This window comes from Pseudomonas sp. S12(2018), from assembly GCF_024355235.1.
GTDB lineage: Bacteria > Pseudomonadota > Gammaproteobacteria > Pseudomonadales > Pseudomonadaceae > Aquipseudomonas > Aquipseudomonas palmensis.
This window is the reverse complement of sequence record NZ_QLAD01000001.1, coordinates 627,614-646,697: the sequence shown is the minus strand read 5'-3', so window position 1 is coordinate 646,697 and position 19,084 is coordinate 627,614. Positions and strand designations below refer to the sequence as shown.

Annotated in this window: 18 protein-coding genes, 1 other RNA gene and 1 pseudogene; 15 read left to right on the top strand and 5 right to left on the bottom strand. The window is 64.4% G+C overall.

The features are described from left to right. Positions 1–74: pseudogene (locus DN388_RS03055) on the top strand (ClpXP protease specificity-enhancing factor); the annotation flags it as partial. A 45-nt stretch (positions 75–119) separates the two neighbouring features. Here DN388_RS03055 and DN388_RS03050 read toward each other — a convergent pair. The 5 genes from DN388_RS03050 to DN388_RS03030 all read right to left on the bottom strand — a co-directional run bounded on the left by DN388_RS03050 (position 120) and on the right by DN388_RS03030 (position 3,920). Beyond that, positions 120–338 carry a YgdI/YgdR family lipoprotein gene (locus DN388_RS03050; RefSeq protein WP_043862052.1) on the bottom strand — a complete coding sequence of 73 codons (219 nt, stop codon included), beginning with the start codon at positions 336–338 and terminating at the stop codon, positions 120–122. A gap of 92 nt (positions 339–430) precedes the next feature. Further along, positions 431–1,009: a BON domain-containing protein gene (locus tag DN388_RS03045; protein ID WP_043862053.1), complete on the bottom strand. Its 579-nt coding sequence runs from the start codon at positions 1,007–1,009 to the stop codon at positions 431–433. Beyond that, a complete protein-coding gene (locus DN388_RS03040) occupies positions 1,006–1,599 on the bottom strand; it encodes a phosphoheptose isomerase (RefSeq protein ID WP_043862054.1) in 594 nt (197 codons plus the stop codon). The genes DN388_RS03045 and DN388_RS03040 overlap by 4 nt, the downstream gene beginning before the upstream one ends. 135 nt (positions 1,600–1,734) lie before the next feature. Then, the gene (locus DN388_RS03035; RefSeq protein ID WP_043862055.1) at positions 1,735–2,106 is read right to left on the bottom strand and encodes a YraN family protein; all 372 of its coding nucleotides are present in this window, start codon (positions 2,104–2,106) and stop codon (positions 1,735–1,737) included. Then, positions 2,106–3,920, bottom strand: a complete 1,815-nt coding sequence (locus DN388_RS03030; RefSeq protein ID WP_254996610.1) for a penicillin-binding protein activator — start codon at positions 3,918–3,920, stop codon at positions 2,106–2,108. Before DN388_RS03030 ends, DN388_RS03035 begins: the two co-directional genes overlap by 1 nt. A 188-nt stretch (positions 3,921–4,108) precedes the next feature. Between DN388_RS03030 and rsmI the strand changes: the two genes are divergently transcribed. From rsmI to DN388_RS02960, 14 genes are all read left to right on the top strand, one after another. Next, positions 4,109–4,984 (top strand): 16S rRNA (cytidine(1402)-2'-O)-methyltransferase, encoded by an 876-nt coding sequence (gene rsmI / locus DN388_RS03025; RefSeq protein WP_254996806.1) that lies wholly within the window; start codon positions 4,109–4,111, stop codon positions 4,982–4,984. A 67-nt stretch (positions 4,985–5,051) separates the two neighbouring features. Further along, an RNA gene (rnpB, locus tag DN388_RS03020) (RNase P RNA component class A) lies at positions 5,052–5,411 on the top strand. 308 nt (positions 5,412–5,719) lie between these two features. Then, positions 5,720–6,175 (top strand): division/cell wall cluster transcriptional repressor MraZ, encoded by a 456-nt coding sequence (mraZ, locus tag DN388_RS03015; RefSeq protein ID WP_043862058.1) that lies wholly within the window; start codon positions 5,720–5,722, stop codon positions 6,173–6,175. A 2-nt stretch (positions 6,176–6,177) separates the two neighbouring features. Then, positions 6,178–7,119 (top strand): 16S rRNA (cytosine(1402)-N(4))-methyltransferase RsmH, encoded by a 942-nt coding sequence (gene rsmH / locus DN388_RS03010; protein WP_088515589.1) that lies wholly within the window; start codon positions 6,178–6,180, stop codon positions 7,117–7,119. Beyond that, a complete protein-coding gene (gene ftsL, locus DN388_RS03005; protein WP_043862060.1) occupies positions 7,116–7,409 on the top strand; it encodes a cell division protein FtsL in 294 nt (97 codons plus the stop codon). Before rsmH ends, ftsL begins: the two co-directional genes overlap by 4 nt. Further along, positions 7,409–9,142 (top strand): penicillin-binding protein 2, encoded by a 1,734-nt coding sequence (locus tag DN388_RS03000; RefSeq protein WP_162484872.1) that lies wholly within the window; start codon positions 7,409–7,411, stop codon positions 9,140–9,142. The genes ftsL and DN388_RS03000 overlap by 1 nt, the downstream gene beginning before the upstream one ends. Beyond that, entirely contained in the window at positions 9,142–10,608 is a 1,467-nt protein-coding gene (locus tag DN388_RS02995) for a UDP-N-acetylmuramoyl-L-alanyl-D-glutamate--2,6-diaminopimelate ligase (RefSeq protein ID WP_043862062.1), read from the top strand. Before DN388_RS03000 ends, DN388_RS02995 begins: the two co-directional genes overlap by 1 nt. Further along, complete coding sequence (gene murF, locus DN388_RS02990; protein WP_196932581.1) at positions 10,601–11,968, top strand: UDP-N-acetylmuramoyl-tripeptide--D-alanyl-D-alanine ligase; 1,368 nt, start codon at positions 10,601–10,603, stop codon at positions 11,966–11,968. Before DN388_RS02995 ends, murF begins: the two co-directional genes overlap by 8 nt. Beyond that, complete coding sequence (gene mraY / locus DN388_RS02985; RefSeq protein WP_043862064.1) at positions 11,968–13,050, top strand: phospho-N-acetylmuramoyl-pentapeptide-transferase; 1,083 nt, start codon at positions 11,968–11,970, stop codon at positions 13,048–13,050. The genes murF and mraY overlap by 1 nt, the downstream gene beginning before the upstream one ends. 6 nt (positions 13,051–13,056) lie before the next feature. After that, positions 13,057–14,403, top strand: a complete 1,347-nt coding sequence (gene murD / locus DN388_RS02980) for a UDP-N-acetylmuramoyl-L-alanine--D-glutamate ligase (protein ID WP_054914838.1) — start codon at positions 13,057–13,059, stop codon at positions 14,401–14,403. Continuing rightward, the gene (ftsW, locus tag DN388_RS02975; protein WP_173925074.1) at positions 14,403–15,614 is read left to right on the top strand and encodes a putative lipid II flippase FtsW; all 1,212 of its coding nucleotides are present in this window, start codon (positions 14,403–14,405) and stop codon (positions 15,612–15,614) included. Before murD ends, ftsW begins: the two co-directional genes overlap by 1 nt. Then, positions 15,604–16,683 (top strand): undecaprenyldiphospho-muramoylpentapeptide beta-N-acetylglucosaminyltransferase, encoded by a 1,080-nt coding sequence (gene murG / locus DN388_RS02970; RefSeq protein WP_043862067.1) that lies wholly within the window; start codon positions 15,604–15,606, stop codon positions 16,681–16,683. Before ftsW ends, murG begins: the two co-directional genes overlap by 11 nt. Next, positions 16,676–18,130 (top strand): UDP-N-acetylmuramate--L-alanine ligase, encoded by a 1,455-nt coding sequence (gene murC / locus DN388_RS02965; protein WP_043862068.1) that lies wholly within the window; start codon positions 16,676–16,678, stop codon positions 18,128–18,130. The genes murG and murC overlap by 8 nt, the downstream gene beginning before the upstream one ends. Then, positions 18,127–19,083 (top strand): D-alanine--D-alanine ligase, encoded by a 957-nt coding sequence (locus DN388_RS02960; RefSeq protein WP_043862069.1) that lies wholly within the window; start codon positions 18,127–18,129, stop codon positions 19,081–19,083. The genes murC and DN388_RS02960 overlap by 4 nt, the downstream gene beginning before the upstream one ends. Position 19,084: the final 1 nt, after the last annotated feature.

Below are 19,084 nucleotides of genomic sequence, written 5' to 3'. Positions count from 1 at the left end.
ATGATGACGGCCCGCCGAGTGGCGGGCAGCCGCCGCGGCCAAGTGGGCGTCCGAGCCTGAAAGTGGTGAAATGAAAAAAGGCGACCTTGCGGGGTCGCCTTTTTTTTGGGCCTGTATGCTTACAGGTCGGTGATGGTGCGCACCTGATCCTTGTTCACACGGGTGCGTTTGCCGTCGAGCTGCTGGAACTCGTAGAAGCCGGAGCTGCGTTCGAGTTTCGGCGCGTCGACCGCCTGGAACTCACGGCCGTCATTGAGGGTGATCAGGCTTGGGGTGGAGCAGCCGGCCAGGGTGGCGAAGGTAGCGATCAGCAGGGTGGCGAACAGGCCGTTCTTCATGGGTATTCCTGTGGGGTGTCGGTGGGGGTTGCGGTGCGCCGGCGGCTTCACGCCCTTCACCGGCGAGGCCGGCGAAGGGTGTGAAGCCGCGGTCAGTCGATGTATTCGAACAGCTTGACGATCTTCTGCACACCCGACACGCCTTGCACCAGGTTGGTGGCCTGATTGGCTTCCTGCTGGGTCAGCAGGCCCAGCAGGTAGACGATGCCGTTCTCGGTCACCACCTTGATGCGCGAACCGGGGATGTTGCTGTCGGTCAGCATCTGGGCCTTGATCTTGGTGGTCAGCCAGGCGTCATTGTTGCGTGCCAGCAGCGAGGAGGGCGGCAGCACCTGAAGTTCGTTGTGCACCTTCTTGACCCGCTGCACCTGACCGGCGGTCTGCTCGGCCAGGCTCTTGAGGTCGGCGCGCGGGGTCTGCCCGGCCAGCAGCACGATGCCGTTGAAGCTGGTGACGACGATGTGCGAGTTCTTGTCCAGGTCCGGGCTGGCCTTGGCCACGTTCACCGCTACCTTGGTTTCGATCAGCGAGTCGTCGATCTTGCTGCCGAAGGTGCGGGTGCCGCGATCGTCCTCGATCGGGTTTTCGCGGCTGGCAGTAATCACCGAACTGCAGCCGGTGATGCTCAGGCACAGGGTCAGGGCCATCAGGCCAAGGCGATTAGGGGTCATTCTTCACTCCCGAACAATTGGCTGTCGATCAAGTCGCAAAGGCAGTGGATCGCCAGCAGGTGGACTTCCTGGATGCGTGCGGTGACGGTGGCCGGTACGCGAATCTCCACATCTTCGGGCAGCAGCAGCGAGGCCATGCCGCCGCCATCGCGTCCGGTCAGAGCTACGACAATCATTTCGCGATCATGTGCGGCCTGGATCGCCTGAATGATGTTCGCCGAGTTGCCGCTGGTGGAAATCGCCAGCAGCACGTCGCCCGGTTGGCCCAGGGCGCGGATCTGCTTGGAGAAGATCTCGTTGTAGCTGTAGTCGTTGGCGATCGAGGTAATGGTCGAGCTGTCGGTGGTCAGCGCGATGGCCGGCAGGCTCGGGCGCTCGCGCTCGAAGCGGTTGAGCAGTTCGGACGAGAAGTGCTGGGCATCGCCCGCCGAGCCGCCGTTGCCGCAGGCGAGCATCTTGCCCTCGTTGAGCAGCGCGTTGACCATCACCTGACTGGCTTGCTCGATGTGTGGTGCAAGGACTTCCATCGCCTGTTGCTTGGTGTTGATGCTGGCCTGGAATAGCTGGCGAATTCGGGATTGCATGTCCATCTGTGTGACCTTAAGTGGGGCGGCTGGTCGGGCGTGTCGCAACGTCTTGAAGACCCTGCGGCACATGACTGTGCAGCCCGCGAAACAAAGAGCAAAAAAGTTGAGTGGGTAACGGATGCATCAAGCGGGGCGGGTTCAACTGTCGAAAGCGTTCTTCAGCCAGTCGAGCGGTGTGCCCGAGTGGCCGCGGCCCTGCAGGGCAATCACGTCGAAACGACAGGGCTGGTTGGCCCAGCGCGCCTCCTGCTGCAGAAAATACTGGGCCGCTAGCACCAGTTTTTGCTGTTTGCGGGTATCGACGCTGGCCAGTGCTCCGCCAAAGCCCGCGTGCAGCCGGTAGCGGACTTCGACGAATACTACTGTATCGCCGTCAAGCATGACCAGATCAAGCTCGCCGCGTTTGCATCGCCAGTTCTGCGCCAGCAACTGCAGGCCCTGCGCCTGAAGGTAATGCAGGGCCTGCTGTTCGGCCGCGATACCTGCGGCCTGGCGAGAACCGTCGGGCATCAGCGCGGGGTGTCCGGCAGGCGCTTGACCTGACCGCCGGTGAACTCGGCCCATGGCAACTGGCGTTCGATGCGCTGGTTGGCGCTCATGCTCAGGCTGCCGGACAGGCCTTCGATACGGTTGTCCGGCAGTGCCTTGAGCTGGCCCAGGCGCGGCGCGAGGCTGTAGGCATCGGCACCCATCGCGTACAGGCGACCGATGCTGCCGGCCGCTTGCGGCCACTGGCGTACCACCTGCTGGCGCAGGCTGTTGCCGGTGTCGAGCAGCCACGGCGTTTCGCAGAAGCGAATGCCGTTCATGTCGTTGTACTCGTTGACGTTGCCGCTGGCGCTGTACACGTTGGAGGTGGCATACACCGGTACGTCACCGGCGTACTGGAAGTTCAGTGTCGGCTTGATCTGCTGGGCCTGGGTCGGGGTTGCGGCCAGGAAGATGAAGTCGATGTCCTGGCGACGCGATGGCTGTGCCGAGACACTGCCGCCCACGGTGCTCTGCAGGCTCTTGGCGCGGCCTTCGCTCTGGCGCAGCTGGAACAGGTCGGCGATCTGCTGGGCCAGGGCTACCGGCTGCGACACGTGGGCTGCGGCAATCAGGGTGCCGCCCTTGGCTTCCCAGTCCTGGCGGAAGGCCTTGAGTACGCGATCGCCCCATTCGCCGCTCGGCACCAGGGCCACGGCACGACGCATGCCGTCGGCCTGGGCGCGGCGCGAGACTTCGCGGGCTTCGTCTTCGGCGGCCAGGCCAAACTGGAACAGTTGCGCCGGGCCGGTCTGGCCGGCGTCACTGTAGTTCAGTGCCAGGGTGGTGATCGGCAGTTGCGGGTAGGCGCTCAACTGCTTGACCAGGTTCTTCTCGAGCGGGCCTACCACCAGCTGGACGCCGCTGGCCTGGGCCTTGCGGTAGAAGTCATCGAGCGAGGTCAGGCGCGAGCTGTCGAAGACTTCGACCGAAGGCGGCTTCTGGCCGGCCTGCTGGGCCTGGAAGTGCGCCGCCATGAAACCGTCGCGCAGGGCGCGGGCAACACCTGCCAGCGGGCCTTCCTGGGGCAGCAGCAGGGCGATCTTGGTCAGCGGCTGGCTGGCCAGTTCCTTGAGTTTGAGCAGGGGCTGCGGCAGTTGCACGGCGGCAGGGTGGCCGGCGTGCTGGTTGCGCCAGCTTTCGATGGCGGCCTGCTGCTGTTCGAGGGTGCCGGCGCTCTTGACGGCCAGGGCCAGGCTGGTCCAGCCGGCCATCACGTCGGTGCCGGTGCCTTGCAGTTGTTCGGTGGGCAGGGCGGCAACCAGGTTCCAGATGGCCTCGTGGTTGGCACTGGCGGCGGCGCCGCTGAGCAGGGGAGCCATGGCGACGCGCTGTTGCGCGGCAGCCAGGGTTTGGCCATCGGCTTCCAGGGCGGCGGCGTGCACGCTGCGGGTGCGCACCTGAAGCTCGGGCGGCAGTTCGTCCAACCGGGCCAGGCTCGGGTGGCTCAGGGCGGTGAGGGCGGACTTGGGCTGGTTGCGGCTCATCGCCAGCTCGGCGCCAAGGGTGCTGGCGAACACTTGCTGGGCCGGCTTGAGGGTGTCCAGTGGCACCAGCTCGAGGATCCGCGAGGCCCGTGCGAAGTCTTTCTGGTGGTAGGCCAGGTCAGCGGCGCTCAGGCGCAGCAGTGCAGCCTTTTCAGGTGTCTTGCTGGTGGCGGCCTGGTCGAGCAGTTGCTCGATGCTGGCATCCGGAGTGCGCGGCAGCTCACCCAGGCTGGACGAGGGCGAACTGGCGCAGGCTGCCAGCAGGGCAGCGAGGCAGAGGGCTGAGAGCAGCCGCAGGCAAGCGATCATGTAAAAATCCTGTTACTCGATCAAATTAACCTGCAATTGTACCCAAGCGCTGGCCGGGGCGCGATCTTGCTGGCGTTAATCCTTCAATATAGGTTGCCCTGCGCAGGCGTGCCGCCGCTGTGGGTAACGCATTGTTGCCGCCTTACGGGCTACAATGGCGCTTTGTTCTCTATTTACAGGTGTGTGCTGTGACCGATGCTCCAGGTGCTTCCAATTCCACTGCCGGCAAGCTTTTCGTGGTGGCTACGCCCATTGGCAACCTGGATGACATGAGCGCCCGGGCCTTGAAGGTGCTGCGCGAGGCGGCGCTGATCGCGGCCGAGGACACGCGCCACTCGGTCCGCCTGCTGCAGCACTTCGGCATCAACACGCCGCTGGCCGCCTGTCACGAGCACAACGAGCGCGACGAGGGCAGCCGCTTCATCACGCGCCTGCTGGCCGGCGACGATGTGGCGTTGATCTCCGATGCCGGTACGCCGCTGATCTCTGACCCGGGCTACCATCTGGTGCGCCAGGCGCGAGCGGCGGGCATCGATGTGGTGCCGGTACCGGGCGCCTGCGCACTGATCGCGGCGTTGTCGGCGGCGGGCCTGCCGTCCGACCGGTTCATCTTCGAGGGTTTTCTGCCGGCCAAGGCGGTAGGTCGCCGCGCGCGCCTGAGCCAGGTCAAGGAAGAACCCCGTACGCTGATTTTCTATGAGGCGCCGCACCGCATTCTGGAGTGTCTGCAGGACATGGAGGCGGTGTTTGGCGGCGAACGGCCGGCGTTGCTGGCTCGTGAGCTGACCAAGACCTTCGAGATTCTGAAGGGGCTGCCCCTGGCCGAGCTGCGCGCGTTTGTCGAAAACGACAGCAATCAGCAGCGTGGGGAGTGCGTGGTGCTGGTGGCGGGCTGGACCGCCCCGGAGAACGAAGAGGCCGTGAGCAGCGAAGTGATGCGCGTGCTTGATCTTCTGCTGGCAGAGATGCCGCTCAAGCGTGCAGCAGCCCTGGCGGCGGAAATTACCGGGGTGCGGAAGAATGTTTTGTATCAAATAGCGTTGGAAAAACAGAAAGACCACTAATGTCATAGTGATATTATTTGTTTTATCGCTTGTTCTCGGGGCCCGCTGCCGTTAACCTTTGCGGCGGAGAGTCGATTGGACAGTCGCTGCCTTCTTTTGTTCCGCAAAAGAGGGGGGAGGAAAGTCCGGGCTCCATAGGGCGGAGTGCCAGGTAATGCCTGGGGGGCGTGAGCCTACGGAAAGTGCCACAGAAAATAACCGCCTAAGCACTTCGGTGCCGGTAAGGGTGAAAAGGTGCGGTAAGAGCGCACCGCACGGCTGGCAACAGTCCGTGGCTAGGTAAACCCCACTCGGAGCAAGACCAAATAGGGTTCCATATGGCGCGGCCCGCGTTGGAACCGGGTAGGTTGCTAAAGGCGTCCAGTGATGGCCGTCGTAGAGGAATGACTGTCCTCGACAGAACCCGGCTTACAGATCGACTCTCCACCTTTTCCCTTCCTGCTTGATTCGATAGCAGATGTGTTCTGGTAATACCAAAAAAATCTTACTCTTCATAAATCACTTTAACTTTGCACTCTATCCGTTTGAGTGAATTTGCCTTTCCCCGTCAAAACCCCTCTCGTTTCTCCTCTTTGTATCGCCTTGTTGCTCTAAATCGCCGATCTGTAAGGGTTTTCCTTATAAGCGCGCCTTGACGGTGTGGTGGGCGGATTCCTATAGTGTGCGCAAGTGGCGGAAAGTGGCATGAAGTGGGTTTTCAGACACAAAAAAGCTAACATTTAGGGAAGTGCAGCCGTGTTTCGCGGAGCCAACGCAATCAACCTCGACGCAAAAGGCCGTCTCGCAATGCCGAGCCGGTACCGTGACGAGCTCGATTCGCGCAGTTCCGGGCAGTTGATCGTGACGATCGACGCGGTTGATCCCTGCTTGTGCGTGTATCCGCTGGATGAGTGGGAACTGATCGAAGCCAAGCTGCGTGCCTTGCCGTCGTTACGCGAAGAGAACCGTCGCCTGCAGCGTCTGCTGATCGGCAATGCGGTGGATCTGGAGCTCGACGGCAGTGGGCGTTTCCTGGTGCCACCGCGTCTGCGCGAGTACGCCAAGCTGGACAAGCGGGCGATGCTGGTGGGGCAACTGAACAAATTCCAACTGTGGGACGAGGACGCCTGGAACGCTGTTGCTGCAGCTGACCTGGTGGCCATTCAACAACCGGGCGCGATGCCTGATGAACTGCGTGATCTGATCCTGTGACTATAGATAGTGGCTTCAAACACATCACCGTACTGCTTGACGAAGCCGTCGAGGCTCTCGCCGTACGCGCCGATGGCTGCTATCTGGATGGCACCTTCGGGCGTGGCGGGCACAGCCGGCTGATTCTCCAGCACCTGGGGCCGCAGGGTCGGCTGCTGGGGTTCGACAAGGACCCACAAGCGATTGCCACCGGGCAAGCGCTGGCGGCCGAAGACGGCCGCTTTGTCATTGTGCAGCGCAGTTTCGCCGAGCTGGGCGCCGAAGTCGCCGAGCGGGGCCTGTCCGGCAAGGTCAATGGCATCCTGCTCGACCTGGGTGTGTCCTCGCCGCAACTCGATGACCCCGAGCGCGGCTTCAGTTTCATGAACGACGGCCCGCTGGACATGCGCATGGACCCGAGTCGTGGCGTCAGCGCCGCCGAGTTCATCGCCACCGCGCCGGCCGAAGAAATCGCCCGCGTGTTCAAGGAGTACGGCGAAGAGCGTTTCGCCAAGCGCATGGCCAACGCCGTGGTCGCCCGTCGCGAGCAGCAACCCTTTACCCGTACCGCCGACCTCGCCGAAGTGCTCAAGGTCGCCAACCCCGCGTGGGAAAAGGGCAAGAACCCCGCCACCCGTGCTTTCCAGGGGCTGCGCATTCACGTCAACAACGAGCTGGGCGACCTCGAAGCCGGGCTCGAGGCTGCTCTCGACACGCTCGAGATCGGTGGCCGTCTGGTGGTCATCAGCTTCCATTCGCTGGAAGACCGCATCGTCAAGCTGTTCATGCGCAAGCTGGCCAAGGGAGAGGCCGACAACCTGCCACGCAACCTGCCGGTACAACACAAGCCCTTCGAGCCCAAGATCAAGGTCCATGGCAAGGCGCAGTTCGCCTCCGAGGCCGAGCTCAAGGCCAACCCGCGCTCGCGTAGTGCGGTCATGCGTGTGGCGGAGAAGCTGCGTTGAGCAGGCTTTTCGCCAAGCCTTTGCCAGGCGGCAGCTTCCTGATGCTGCTGCTGTTCATTGGCGTGCTCGTTTCGTCGGTGGCGGTGTCCTACAGTGCGCACTGGAACCGCCAGTTGCTCAATACCCTGTACGGCGAGCTGAACGAACGCGACAAGGCGCAGGCCGAGTGGGGCCGGTTGATTCTGGAGCAGAGCACCTGGACCGCCCACAGCCGCATCGAGAACCTGGCCAGCGAACAGCTGCACATGCGCATTCCCGCCGCTGACGAAGTACGGATGGTGGCGCCATGATGAAACTTGAAGGCGCACTCTACCCGTGGCGGTTCCGCGTTGTGGTCGGCCTGCTGGTGATCATGGTGGGGGCCATTGCCTGGCGTATCGTCGACCTGCAGGTGGTCGACCGCGACTTCCTCAAGGGGCAGGGCGATGCCCGCAGCCTGCGTCACATTCCGATTCCTGCGCACCGCGGGCTGATCACCGACCGCAACGGCGAGCCGCTGGCCGTGAGTACGCCGGTCACCACCCTGTGGGCCAACCCCAAGGAAATGCAGGCTGCCAAGGACCGCTGGCCGGCGCTTGCCGCCGCGCTCAAGCAGAACCCGCAGCAACTGGCCGAGCGCCTCGAACAGCAGGCCAACAAGGAATTCATCTACCTGGTCCGCGGCCTTACCCCGGAGCAGGGCCAGGTGGTGCTCGACCTCAAGGTGCCCGGCGTGTACGGCATCGAAGAGTTCCGCCGTTTCTATCCCGCCGGCGATGTCGCTGCGCACATGGTCGGGTTCACCGACCTCGACGATCACGGTCGCGAGGGGGTGGAGCTCGCCTACGACGAGTGGCTGGCCGGGGTGCCCGGCAAGCGGCAGGTGATCAAGGACCGGCGCGGTCGGCTGATCAAGGACGTACAGGTCACCAAGAACGCCAAGGCCGGCAAGACCTTGGCGTTGTCCATCGACCTGCGTCTGCAGTACCTGGCCACCCGCGAACTGCGTAACGCGATTGCCGAACAGGAAGCCAAGGCCGGTAGCCTGGTGATCATGGATGTGAAGACCGGCGAAGTGCTGGCCATGGTCAACCAGCCCACCTACAACCCCAACAACCGCCGCAGCATGTTCCCGGCGGCGATGCGCAACCGCGCCATCATCGACGTGTTCGAGCCGGGTTCCACGGTCAAGCCTTTCTCCATGAGCGCCGCCCTGCAGAGCGGACGCTGGAAGCCGACCGACAAGGTCGAGGTCTATCCGGGCACCCTGCAGCTGGGCCGCTACACCATTCGTGACGTGTCCAGGAGCGAAGGCCCGATCCTCGACCTGACCGGCATCCTGATCAACTCCAGTAACGTGGGCATGAGCAAGATCGCCTTCGATATCGGTGGCGAGTCCATCTACCGCGTGATGTCGCAACTGGGCCTGGGCCAGTACACCGGCCTGGGCTTCCCGGGCGAGCGTGTCGGCAACCTGCCCAACCACCGCGAGTGGCGCAAGGCCGAGACCGCGACCCTGTCCTACGGCTACGGCCTGTCGGTGACCGCGTTGCAGCTGGTGCATGCCTACGCCGCGCTGGCCAACAACGGCAAGATGGTACCGCTGAGCATTCTCAAGGTGGACAAGACCCCGGAAGCCACCCAGGTGGTGCCCGAGGATACCGCCAAGACCATCCAGGGCATGCTGCAGCAGGTCATCGAAGCGCCACGTGGCGTGTTCCGTGCGCAGGTGCCTTCCTATCACGTGGGCGGCAAGTCGGGTACGGCCCGTAAGGCCACCGTCGGTTCCAAGGGCTACACCGAGAACGCCTACCGCTCGCTGTTCACCGGCTTCGGCCCGATGAGCGATCCGCGCTATGCCATCGTGGTGGTGATCGACGAGCCGAGCAAGGGTGGCTACTTCGGTGGCCTGGTATCGGCGCCGGTATTCAGCAAGGTCATGTCCGGCACCCTGCGACTGATGAACGTGCCGCCAGACAACCTGCCGGCTCCTACTCCACAGCAGCAGGCCGGTGCTGCGCCCGCCAAGGGAGGGCGCGGTTGATGTCGATGCCATTGAGTAAGCTGTTTGCCCTGAGCGGCAACAACGACCCGCTGATCCGCGAACTGACCCTGGACAGCCGCAAGGTCCGCGCCGGGGACTTGTTCCTGGCGGTGCCGGGTGCGCGTGTCGACGGCCGCGAGCATATTGCCGATGCGCTCAAGCGCGGCGCGGCAGCCGTGGCCTATGAAGTGCAGAACACCACCGTGCTGCCGATCACCGATGTGCCGATGATTCCGGTCAAGGGCCTGATTGCCCAGCTGTCGGATATCGCGGGGCGCTTCTATGGCGAGCCGAGCCGCCAGCTCGAGCTGATCGGCGTGACCGGCACCAACGGCAAGACCAGCGTCACCCAGCTGGTGGCCCAGGCGCTCGACCTGCTGGGCCAGCACTGCGGCCTGATCGGCACCCTGGGTACCGGTTTCTACGGCCAGCTGCAAAGTGGCCGGCTGACCACGCCAGATCCGATTGCCGTGCAGTCGACCCTGGGCGATCTGAAGAAGGCTGGCGCCAAGGCCGTGGCCATGGAAGTGTCCTCCCATGCGCTGGAACAGGGCCGGGTAGCGGCACTGGCCTTCGACATTGTGGTAATGACCAACCTGTCACGCGATCACCTGGACTACCACGGCAGCATGGAGGCCTACCAGGCCGCCAAGGCGCGCCTGTTCGCCTGGCCCGACCTGCGCTCGCGGGTGGTCAATCTGGACGATGCCTTCGGGCGTGAGCTGGCGGCGCAGAAGGGTGATTCGCGTCTGATCAGCTACAGCCTCGTCGACCCTGCCGCCTCGCTGTACTGCCGCGAAGCGAAGTTCGACGACGATGGCGTGCGTGCGGTGCTGGTAACGGCACAGGGCGAGCATATGCTGCGCAGCCGCCTGCTCGGGCGCTTCAACCTCAGCAACATGCTGGCCGCGGTCGGCACGCTGATGGCGATGGATCATCCGCTGGACGAAATTCTCAAGGTCACGCCGCAGCTCGAGGGCCCCGTAGGGCGCATGCAGCGCCTGGGCGGTGGCAGCAAGCCGTTGGTGGTGGTGGATTACGCCCACACCCCCGATGCCCTGGAAAAGGTCCTCGAAGCCCTGCGTCCCCATGCGCAAGGCAAGCTGCTGTGCCTGTTCGGCTGCGGCGGCGACCGCGATCGCGGCAAGCGCCCGCTGATGGCCGAAGTGGCCGAGCGCCTGGCCGACCGCGTGCTGGTCACCGACGACAACCCGCGCAGCGAGGCGCCCCAGCAGATTTTCGACGATATCCGCCCAGGCTTTGCCCGGGGTGAAAGCGTCGAGTTCATCGCCGGCCGTGGCCCGGCGATTGCGCACCTGATTGCCACCGCCGCTGCCGACGACGTGATCGTGCTGGCGGGCAAGGGGCACGAGGATTACCAGGAGATCAACGGCGAGCGCCATGACTTCTCCGACCTGGTCGAGGCCGAGAGAGCCCTGGCAGCCTGGGAGGCCCCGAATGCTTGAGTCAATGTCCCTCAGCCAGTTGGTAGCGCCGCTGCAGGGCCGCCTGCATGGCCAGGATGCAACCTTCGATGGCGTCAGCATCGACAGCCGCGCGATCACCCCTGGCCAGTTGTTCGTCGCCCTGGCCGGGCCGCGTTTCGACGGTCACGATTACCTGGACGAAGTGGCAGCCAAGGGCGCCGTTGCGGCGCTGGTGCAGCACGAAGTGCCGGGCAGCAGCCTGCCGCAACTGGTGGTTGCCGATACCCGCCTGGGCCTGGGCCAGTTGGGGGCGCTCAATCGCGCCGCCTTCGACAAGCCGGTTGCTGCAATCACCGGCTCCAGTGGCAAGACCACGGTCAAGGAGATGCTGGCCAGCATCCTGCGCACCCGCGGGCCGGTACTGGCCACCCGTGGCAACCTCAACAACGACTTCGGCGCACCGCTTACCCTGCTGGAGCTGGCCCCGCACCATACGGCGGCGGTCATCGAGCTGGGCGCCTCGCGCATCGGCGAAATCGCCTACACCGTCGGCCTGACCCGGCCGCAGGTGGTGATCATCAACAACGCCGGTACTGCTCATGTGGGTGAGTTCGGCGGGCCGGAGAAAATCGTCGAAGCCAAGGGCGAGATCCTCGAAGGCCTGGGCCAGGATGGCGTGGCGGTATTGAACCTGGATGACAAGGCGTTCGGCATCTGGAAACAGCGCGCCGGCCATCACCCTGTGATCACTTTCGCCCTGGCCAATGCCGACGCAGATTTTCATGCCACCGACATTCGTCACGACGAACGCGGCTGCCCCGGTTTCGAATTGCGCAGCCCGCTGGGTAACGCCCGCGTCCAGCTCAACCTGCTGGGCACTCACAATGTCAGCAACGCCCTGGCCGCCGCGGCTGCCGCACAGGCTTTCGGCGTGACACTGGAAGACATCGTCGAGGGTCTTGACGCGGTGCAGCCGGTCAAGGGCCGCACCGTGGTGCACATGGCGCCCACCGGTGTGCGCGTGATCGACGACAGTTACAACGCAAACCCCACCTCCATGTGCGCTGCCGTTGATATACTCGCCGGCTTTTCCGGGCGTACCGTCCTGGTGCTCGGGGATATCGGCGAATTGGGCCAGTGGGCCGAGGAAGGGCATCGGCAGGTCGGCGCATACGCCAGGGGCAAGGTTGCAGCACTTTATGCCGTGGGCCCGATGATGGCCGAAGCGGTCAAGGCATTTGGCACCGGGGCCCATCATTTCGCCACTCAAGCTGACTTGATCGACGCCGTTCGCGTCGAGCAGGCCAACAACACCACCATTTTGATCAAGGGTTCGCGCAGCGCTGCGATGGAAAACGTCGTGGCGGCCTTGTGCGGTTCCAGCGGGGAGAAACATTAATGCTGCTGCTGCTGGCTGAGTATCTGCAACAGTTCTACAAAGGCTTCGCGGTCTTTCAGTACCTGACCCTGCGCGGGATTCTGGGTGTACTGACCGCGTTGTCGCTGGCCCTGTGGTTGGGCCCCTGGATGATTCGTACCCTGCAGATTCGCCAGATCGGTCAAGCCGTGCGCAATGACGGCCCTCAATCGCACCTCTCCAAGTCCGGCACCCCGACCATGGGCGGTGCGCTGATTCTGTCTGCCATCGGCGTGAGCACGCTGCTGTGGGCCGACCTGACCAACCGCTATGTGTGGGTGGTGCTGATCGTCACCCTGCTGTTCGGCGCCATCGGCTGGGTCGACGACTACCGCAAAGTGATCGAGAAGAACTCGCGTGGCCTGCCAAGCCGCTGGAAGTACTTCTGGCAATCGGTGTTCGGCCTGGGCGCGGCGATCTTCCTGTACATGACCGCGCCCACCAGCGTGGAAACCACCCTGATCGTGCCGATGCTCAAGGATGTCACCATCCCGCTGGGCATCGGCTTCGTGGTGCTGACCTATTTCGTCATCGTGGGTTCGAGCAACGCGGTCAACCTGACCGACGGCCTGGACGGCCTGGCGATCATGCCGACGGTGATGGTCGGTGGTGCGCTGGGTATCTTCTGCTACCTGTCGGGCAACGTGAAGTTCGCCGAATACCTGCTGATCCCCTACGTGCCGGGCGCCGGCGAGCTGATCGTGTTCTGCGGCGCGCTGATCGGCGCGGGCCTGGGCTTTCTGTGGTTCAACACCTACCCGGCGCAGGTGTTCATGGGTGACGTCGGTGCCCTGGCACTGGGTGCCGCGTTGGGCACCATTGCCGTGATCGTGCGTCAGGAGATCGTGCTGTTCATCATGGGCGGCGTGTTCGTGATGGAGACCCTGTCGGTGGTGATCCAGGTGGCCTCCTTCAAGCTGACCGGCAAGCGCGTGTTTCGCATGGCACCGATCCACCACCACTTTGAACTCAAGGGTTGGCCCGAGCCTCGGGTGATCGTCCGCTTCTGGATCATCACCGTGATTCTCGTGCTGTTCGGCCTTGCCACCCTGAAACTGAGGTAGAAACGAGTGTCCCTGATCGCGTCTGACCACTTCCGCATCGTTGTCGGCCTCGGCAAGAGCGGCATGTCCCTGGTTCGCTTCCTGGCGAACCGGGGCATTGCGTTTGCGGTGGCCGATACCCGCGAGAACCCGCCGGAGCTGGCGACCTTGCGCCGCGACTACCCGCAGGTGGAAGTGCGTTGTGGCGAACTGGATGTGGAGTTCCTGTGCCGTGCCGACGAGCTGTACGTCAGCCCCGGCCTGGCCCTGGCGACCCCGGCCCTGCAGCAGGCGGCCGCGCGCGGCGTGAAGCTGTCGGGCGACATCGAGTTGTTCGCGCGCAATGCCAAGGCGCCGATCATTGCCATCAGCGGTTCCAATGCCAAGAGCACCGTCACCACCCTGGTCGGGGAGATGGCCGTTGCGGCAGGCAAACGTGTGGCAGTGGGCGGCAACCTCGGTACACCGGCACTGGACCTGCTGGACGACGCCATCGAGCTGTACGTGATGGAGCTGTCGAGCTTCCAGCTGGAGACCACCGATCAGCTGAATGCCGAAGTGGCCACCGTGCTCAACGTCAGCGAAGACCACATGGACCGCTACAGCGGCCTGCCGGCCTATCACCTGGCCAAGCACCGGATCTTCCGTGGCGCACGGCAGGTGGTGGTCAACCGCCAGGATGCCCTGAGCCGTCCGCTGCCGATGGAAAACGTGCCGTGCTGGACGTTCGGCCTGAATGTGCCCGACTTCAAGGGCTTCGGGCTGCGCGAAGAGAACGGCGAGAAGTACCTGGCGTTCGAGTTCCAGACCCTGATGCCGGTGCGCGAGCTGAAGATCCGTGGTGCGCACAACCAGTCCAACGCCCTCGCGGCGCTGGCCCTGGGGCATGCTGCAGGCCTGCCGTTCGACGCCATGCTGGCCAGCCTGCGCACCTTTGCCGGCCTGGCCCACCGTTGCCAGTGGCTGCGCGAGCGTGACGGCGTGAGCTGGTACGACGACTCCAAGGCCACCAACGTCGGTGCCGCGCTGGCGGCCATCGAAGGCCTGGGTGCGGATATCGACGGCAAGCTGGTGCTGGTGGCCGGCGGCGACGGCAAGGGAGCGGACTTCTCGGCGCTGCGTGCCCCGGTGGCGGCGCACTGCCGCGCCGTGGTGCTGCTGGGCCGTGATGCCGAGCGCCTGGCCCAGGCGTTGGGCGACAGCGTGCCGCTGATTCGCGTCGGCAGCCTCGACGAAGCCGTGCAGCAGGGCGCCGCGCTCGCCCAGCCAGGCGACGCCGTGCTGCTGTCGCCTGCCTGCGCAAGCCTGGACATGTTCAAGAACTTCGAAGAGCGTGGGCGCCTGTTCGCCCAGGCCGTGGAGGGGCTGGCATGATCTTCGGCATCATCAAGCCTTATCCGTCCCCCCTGGTCACCGGTCGCGGCATCGACCTCGATTTCGCCATGCTCGCTGGCTGCCTGGCGCTGCTGGGCCTTGGCCTGGTGATGATCACCTCGGCCTCCTCGGAAGTGGCCGCGTTGCAGTCGGGCAACCCGCTTTACCACATGATCCGTCACCTGGTGTACGTAGCCATCGGCCTGGTCGCCTGCGTCGTCACCATGATGGTGCCGATCGCCACCTGGCAGCGCATGGGCTTCATGATGCTGGTCGGTGCCTTCGGGTTGCTGGTGCTGGTACTGGTGCCGGGCATCGGCCGCGAAGTGAACGGCTCGATGCGCTGGATCGGCTTCAGCTTCTTCAACGTGCAGCCTTCCGAAATCGCCAAGGTGTTCGTGGTGATCTACCTGGCGGGCTACCTGGTGCGCCGCCAGACCGAGGTACGCGAGAGCTGGATGGGCTTCTTCAAGCCGTTCATCGTGCTGCTGCCGATGGCCGGCCTGCTGCTGATGGAGCCGGACTTCGGCGCCACGGTGGTGATGATGGGCGCCGCCGCGGCGATGCTGTTCCTGGGCGGGGTGGGGCTGTTCCGCTTCAGCCTGATGGTGGTGCTGGCGGTGGCGGCGGTGTTCATTCTGGTACAGGCGCAACCCTACCGGATGGCGCGCCTGATCACCTTCACCGACCCCTGGTCGGATCAATTCGGTTCCGGCTATCAGCTGACCCAGGCCCTGATTGCCTTCGGCCGCGGTGAGTGGCTGGGCGTGGGCCTGGGCAACAGCGTGCAGAAGCAGTTCTACCTGCCCGAAGCACACACCGACTTCGTGTTCTCGGTACTGGCCGAAGAGCTGGGCGTGGTCGGTTCGCTGCTGACCGTTGCGCTGTTCGTGTTCGTCAGCCTGCGCGCGATGTACATCGGTCTGTGGGCCGAGAAAGCCAAGCAGTTCTTTGCCGCTTACATGGCCTACGGCCTGGCCTTCCTGTGGATCGGCCAGTTCCTGATCAACATCGGAGTGAACGTCGGCCTGCTGCCGACCAAGGGCCTGACCCTGCCGTTCCTCAGCTACGGCGGCAGCTCGCTGGTGATCTGCTGCGTGTGCATGGGCCTGCTGCTGCGCATCGAGTGGGAGAGCCGCACGCACCTGGGCAGCGAAGAACATGAATTCGATGAGAGCGATTTTGCCGAGGAGCCAAGACATGGCCGTTGAAGGCAAAAACGTATTGATCATGGCAGGCGGCACCGGTGGCCACGTGTTCCCGGCCCTGGCCTGCGCCCGTGAGTTCCAGGCACGCGGTTACACCGTGCACTGGTTGGGCACCCCACGCGGTATCGAAAACGAGCTGGTGCCCCAGGCCGGGTTGCAACTGCACCTGATCCAGGTCACCGGCTTGCGTGGCAAGGGCAAGCTGTCGCTGCTCAAGGCGCCGTTCACCCTGTTCAAGGCGGTGCTGCAGGCGCGGCGCATCATCCGTCGGCTCAAGCCGGTGTGTGTGGTCGGCTTTGGCGGCTATGTGACCGGCCCGGGCGGTGTGGCGGCGAAGCTGGCTGGCGTGCCCGTGGTGATCCACGAGCAGAACGCCAAGGCCGGTACCGCCAATCGGCTGCTGGTGCCGCTGGCAGGCCGAGTCTGCGAAGCTTTCCCGAACACCTTCGAGGCCAGCGACAAACTGCGCACCACCGGCAACCCGGTGCGCGGCGAGCTGTTCCTGGAGCCTGTGCGCGCGCCACTGGCCGGGCGCCGCGCGCGCCTGCTGGTGCTGGGCGGCAGCCTGGGCGCGGAGCCGTTGAACAAACTGTTGCCGCAGGCCCTGGCCCTGGTACCCGAGGCCCTGCGCCCCGAGGTGTTCCACCAGGCCGGCAAGCAGCATGACCAGATTACCGCCGAGCGCTATCGCGAGGCCGGGATCGAGGCTCAGGTAGAGCCGTTCATCAAAGACATGGCCCACGCCTATGGCTGGGCCGACCTGGTGATCTGCCGGGCCGGTGCGCTGACCGTCAGCGAACTGGCTGCGGCCGGTCTGCCCTCGATGCTGGTGCCGCTGCCCCATGCCATCGACGATCACCAGACCCACAACGCCCACTATCTGGCACGTGAAGGCGCCGCCTTCCTGATGCCGCAAGCGACAACTGGCGCAGCGCAGCTCGCTGAACGCCTGAACGAGGTACTGATGCAACCGCAAAAACTCGACACCATGGCCAGCACCGCACGACGCCTGGCCAAACCCGCGGCTACCAGCACCGTGGTCGATATCTGCCTGGAGGTGGCCCATGGTTGAAAGCCAGAAAGCCATCCCGCAACCTGAAATGCGCCGTATCCGCCGCATTCACTTCGTCGGTATCGGCGGCGTGGGCATGTGCGGTATTGCCGAGGTATTGCTCAACCTGGGTTACCAGGTTTCCGGCTCGGACCTCAAGGCCTCGCCGGTCACCGAGCGCCTGGAGTCCTTTGGTGCCGAAATCTTCCTTGGCCACCGCGCCGAGAACGCCGCCAGTGCCGATGTACTGGTGGTGTCCAGCGCCATCAATACGGCCAACCCGGAAGTGGCGACGGCCCTTGAGCGGCGTATCCCCGTGGTACCGCGTGCCGAGATGCTCGCCGAACTGATGCGCTATCGTCACGGCATCGCGGTAGCCGGTACCCACGGCAAGACCACCACCACCAGCCTGCTGGCCTCGGTGTTCGCCGCCGGCGGCCTGGACCCGACCTTCGTGATCGGTGGCCGGCTGAATGCAGCAGGTACCAATGCACAACTGGGTACCAGCCGCTATCTGATCGCCGAAGCCGACGAAAGCGACGCCAGCTTCCTGCACCTGCAGCCGTTGGTGGCCGTGGTCACCAACATCGACGCCGACCACATGGCGACCTATGAAGGCGACTTCAACAAGCTGAAGAAGACCTTCGTCGAGTTCCTCCACAACCTGCCGTTCTACGGCCTGGCCGTGGTATGCCTGGATGATCCGGTGGTGCGCGAGATCCTGCCGCTGGTCAAGCGCCCGGCAGTGACCTACGGCTTTGCCGAGGAAGCCGACGTGCGCGCGATCAATGTGCGCCAGTCGGGCATGCAGACCCACTTCACCGTGCTGCGCCGTGACCGCGAGCCGCTGGACGTGTCGGTGAACATGCCGGGCAACCACAATGTGCTCAATGCACTGGCCACCATTGCCATCGCCACCGACGAGGGCATCAGCGACGAGGCCATCGTGCAGGGGCTTTCGGGCTTCCAGGGCGTGGGCCGACGTTTCCAGGTGTACGGCGAACTGCCGGTCGACGGTGGCAGCGTGATGCTGGTGGACGACTACGGTCACCACCCCACCGAAGTGGCGGCCGTGATCAAGGCCGTGCGCGGTGGCTGGCCGGAGCGCCGCCTGGTGATGGTCTACCAGCCGCACCGCTACAGCCGTACCCGCGACCTGTACGACGACTTCGTGCAGGTGCTGGCCGATGCCAACGTGCTGCTGCTGATGGAAGTCTACCCGGCCGGCGAAGAGCCGATCCCGGGGGCCGACAGCCGCCAGCTGTGCCACAGCATCCGTCAGCGTGGCCAGCTGGACCCGATCTACATCGAGCGCGGCATCGAGCTGGCGCCACTGGTCAAGCCGCTGCTGCGTGCCGGTGACATCCTGCTGTGCCAGGGTGCCGGCGACATCGGTGGCCTGGCCCCGCAATTGTTGAAAAGCCCATTGTTCGCGGGCGCGGTTGCCACCGCAGGGAAGGCCAAATGACTGCTCAATACTCCAAGCTGCACTCGACCATCGACCCGAAGGCCTTCGGCCGTGTCGGCGTGCTGTACGGCGGCAAGAGCGCCGAGCGCGAGGTGTCGCTCAAGTCCGGCGCCGCAGTGATCGAGGCGCTCACCAGCGCCGGCGTCGAGGTGATCGCCATCGATGTGGGTGACGATCTGCTCGACCGCCTGCAGCGCGAGAAGCTCGACCGCGCCTTCATCATTCTCCACGGCCGTGGCGGTGAAGACGGCAGCATGCAGGGCCTGCTCGAGTGCCTGGGTATCCCCTACACCGGCAGCGGCATCCTGGCGTCGGCCCTGGCGATGGACAAGTTGCGCACCAAACAGGTGTGGAAAAGCCTGGGTATTCCAACCCCGCACCACGCGGTGCTGGCCAGCGAGCAAGACTGTATTTCTGCGGGCGCGGAACTGGGCTTCCCTTTGATCGTCAAACCGGCCCATGAAGGCTCCAGTATCGGTATGGCGAAAGTGAGCAGCGTCGAAGAATTGATCGTTGCCTGGAAGGACGCCGCCACCTACGACTCGCAAGTATTGGTTGAACAATGGATTCACGGTCCGGAGTTCACCATTGCCGTGCTGCGCGGCCAGGTGCTGCCGCCGATTGCGCTGGGCACCCCGCACACGTTCTACGACTACGACGCCAAGTACGTCGCCAACGATACCCAGTACCGCATTCCGTGCGGCCTGGACGCTGCCAAGGAACAGGAACTGATCGAACTGACCGCACGTGCGTGCGACGCCATCGGCATTGCCGGCTGGGGTCGTCTGGACGTGATGCAGGACGAGCAGGGCAACTTCTGGCCTCTGGAAGTCAACACAGCACCAGGCATGACCGATCACAGCCTGGTCCCAATGGCGGCACGCGCGGCCGGCCTGGACTTCCAGCAGTTGGTGCTGGCGATCCTGGCGGCCAGCGTCGAGGCGCGAGGTTAAG

Excerpts from the sequence above, each read along its gene's own strand:
- murG (WP_043862067.1), top strand. The coding sequence starts at position 15,604 with ATGGCCGTTGAAGGCAAAAACGTATTGATCATGGCAGGCGGCACCGGT.
- DN388_RS03000 (WP_162484872.1), top strand. The coding sequence starts at position 7,409 with ATGAAACTTGAAGGCGCACTCTACCCGTGGCGGTTCCGCGTTGTGGTC.
- DN388_RS03035 (WP_043862055.1), bottom strand. The coding sequence starts at position 2,106 with ATGCCCGACGGTTCTCGCCAGGCCGCAGGTATCGCGGCCGAACAGCAG.
- DN388_RS03030 (WP_254996610.1), bottom strand. The coding sequence starts at position 3,920 with ATGATCGCTTGCCTGCGGCTGCTCTCAGCCCTCTGCCTCGCTGCCCTG.
- DN388_RS03045 (WP_043862053.1), bottom strand. The coding sequence starts at position 1,009 with ATGACCCCTAATCGCCTTGGCCTGATGGCCCTGACCCTGTGCCTGAGC.
- murC (WP_043862068.1), top strand. The coding sequence starts at position 16,676 with ATGGTTGAAAGCCAGAAAGCCATCCCGCAACCTGAAATGCGCCGTATC.
- mraY (WP_043862064.1), top strand. The coding sequence starts at position 11,968 with ATGCTGCTGCTGCTGGCTGAGTATCTGCAACAGTTCTACAAAGGCTTC.
- DN388_RS03050 (WP_043862052.1), bottom strand. The coding sequence starts at position 338 with ATGAAGAACGGCCTGTTCGCCACCCTGCTGATCGCTACCTTCGCCACC.
- DN388_RS02995 (WP_043862062.1), top strand. The coding sequence starts at position 9,142 with ATGTCGATGCCATTGAGTAAGCTGTTTGCCCTGAGCGGCAACAACGAC.
- DN388_RS03040 (WP_043862054.1), bottom strand. The coding sequence starts at position 1,599 with ATGGACATGCAATCCCGAATTCGCCAGCTATTCCAGGCCAGCATCAAC.
- DN388_RS02960 (WP_043862069.1), top strand. The coding sequence starts at position 18,127 with ATGACTGCTCAATACTCCAAGCTGCACTCGACCATCGACCCGAAGGCC.
- murF (WP_196932581.1), top strand. The coding sequence starts at position 10,601 with ATGCTTGAGTCAATGTCCCTCAGCCAGTTGGTAGCGCCGCTGCAGGGC.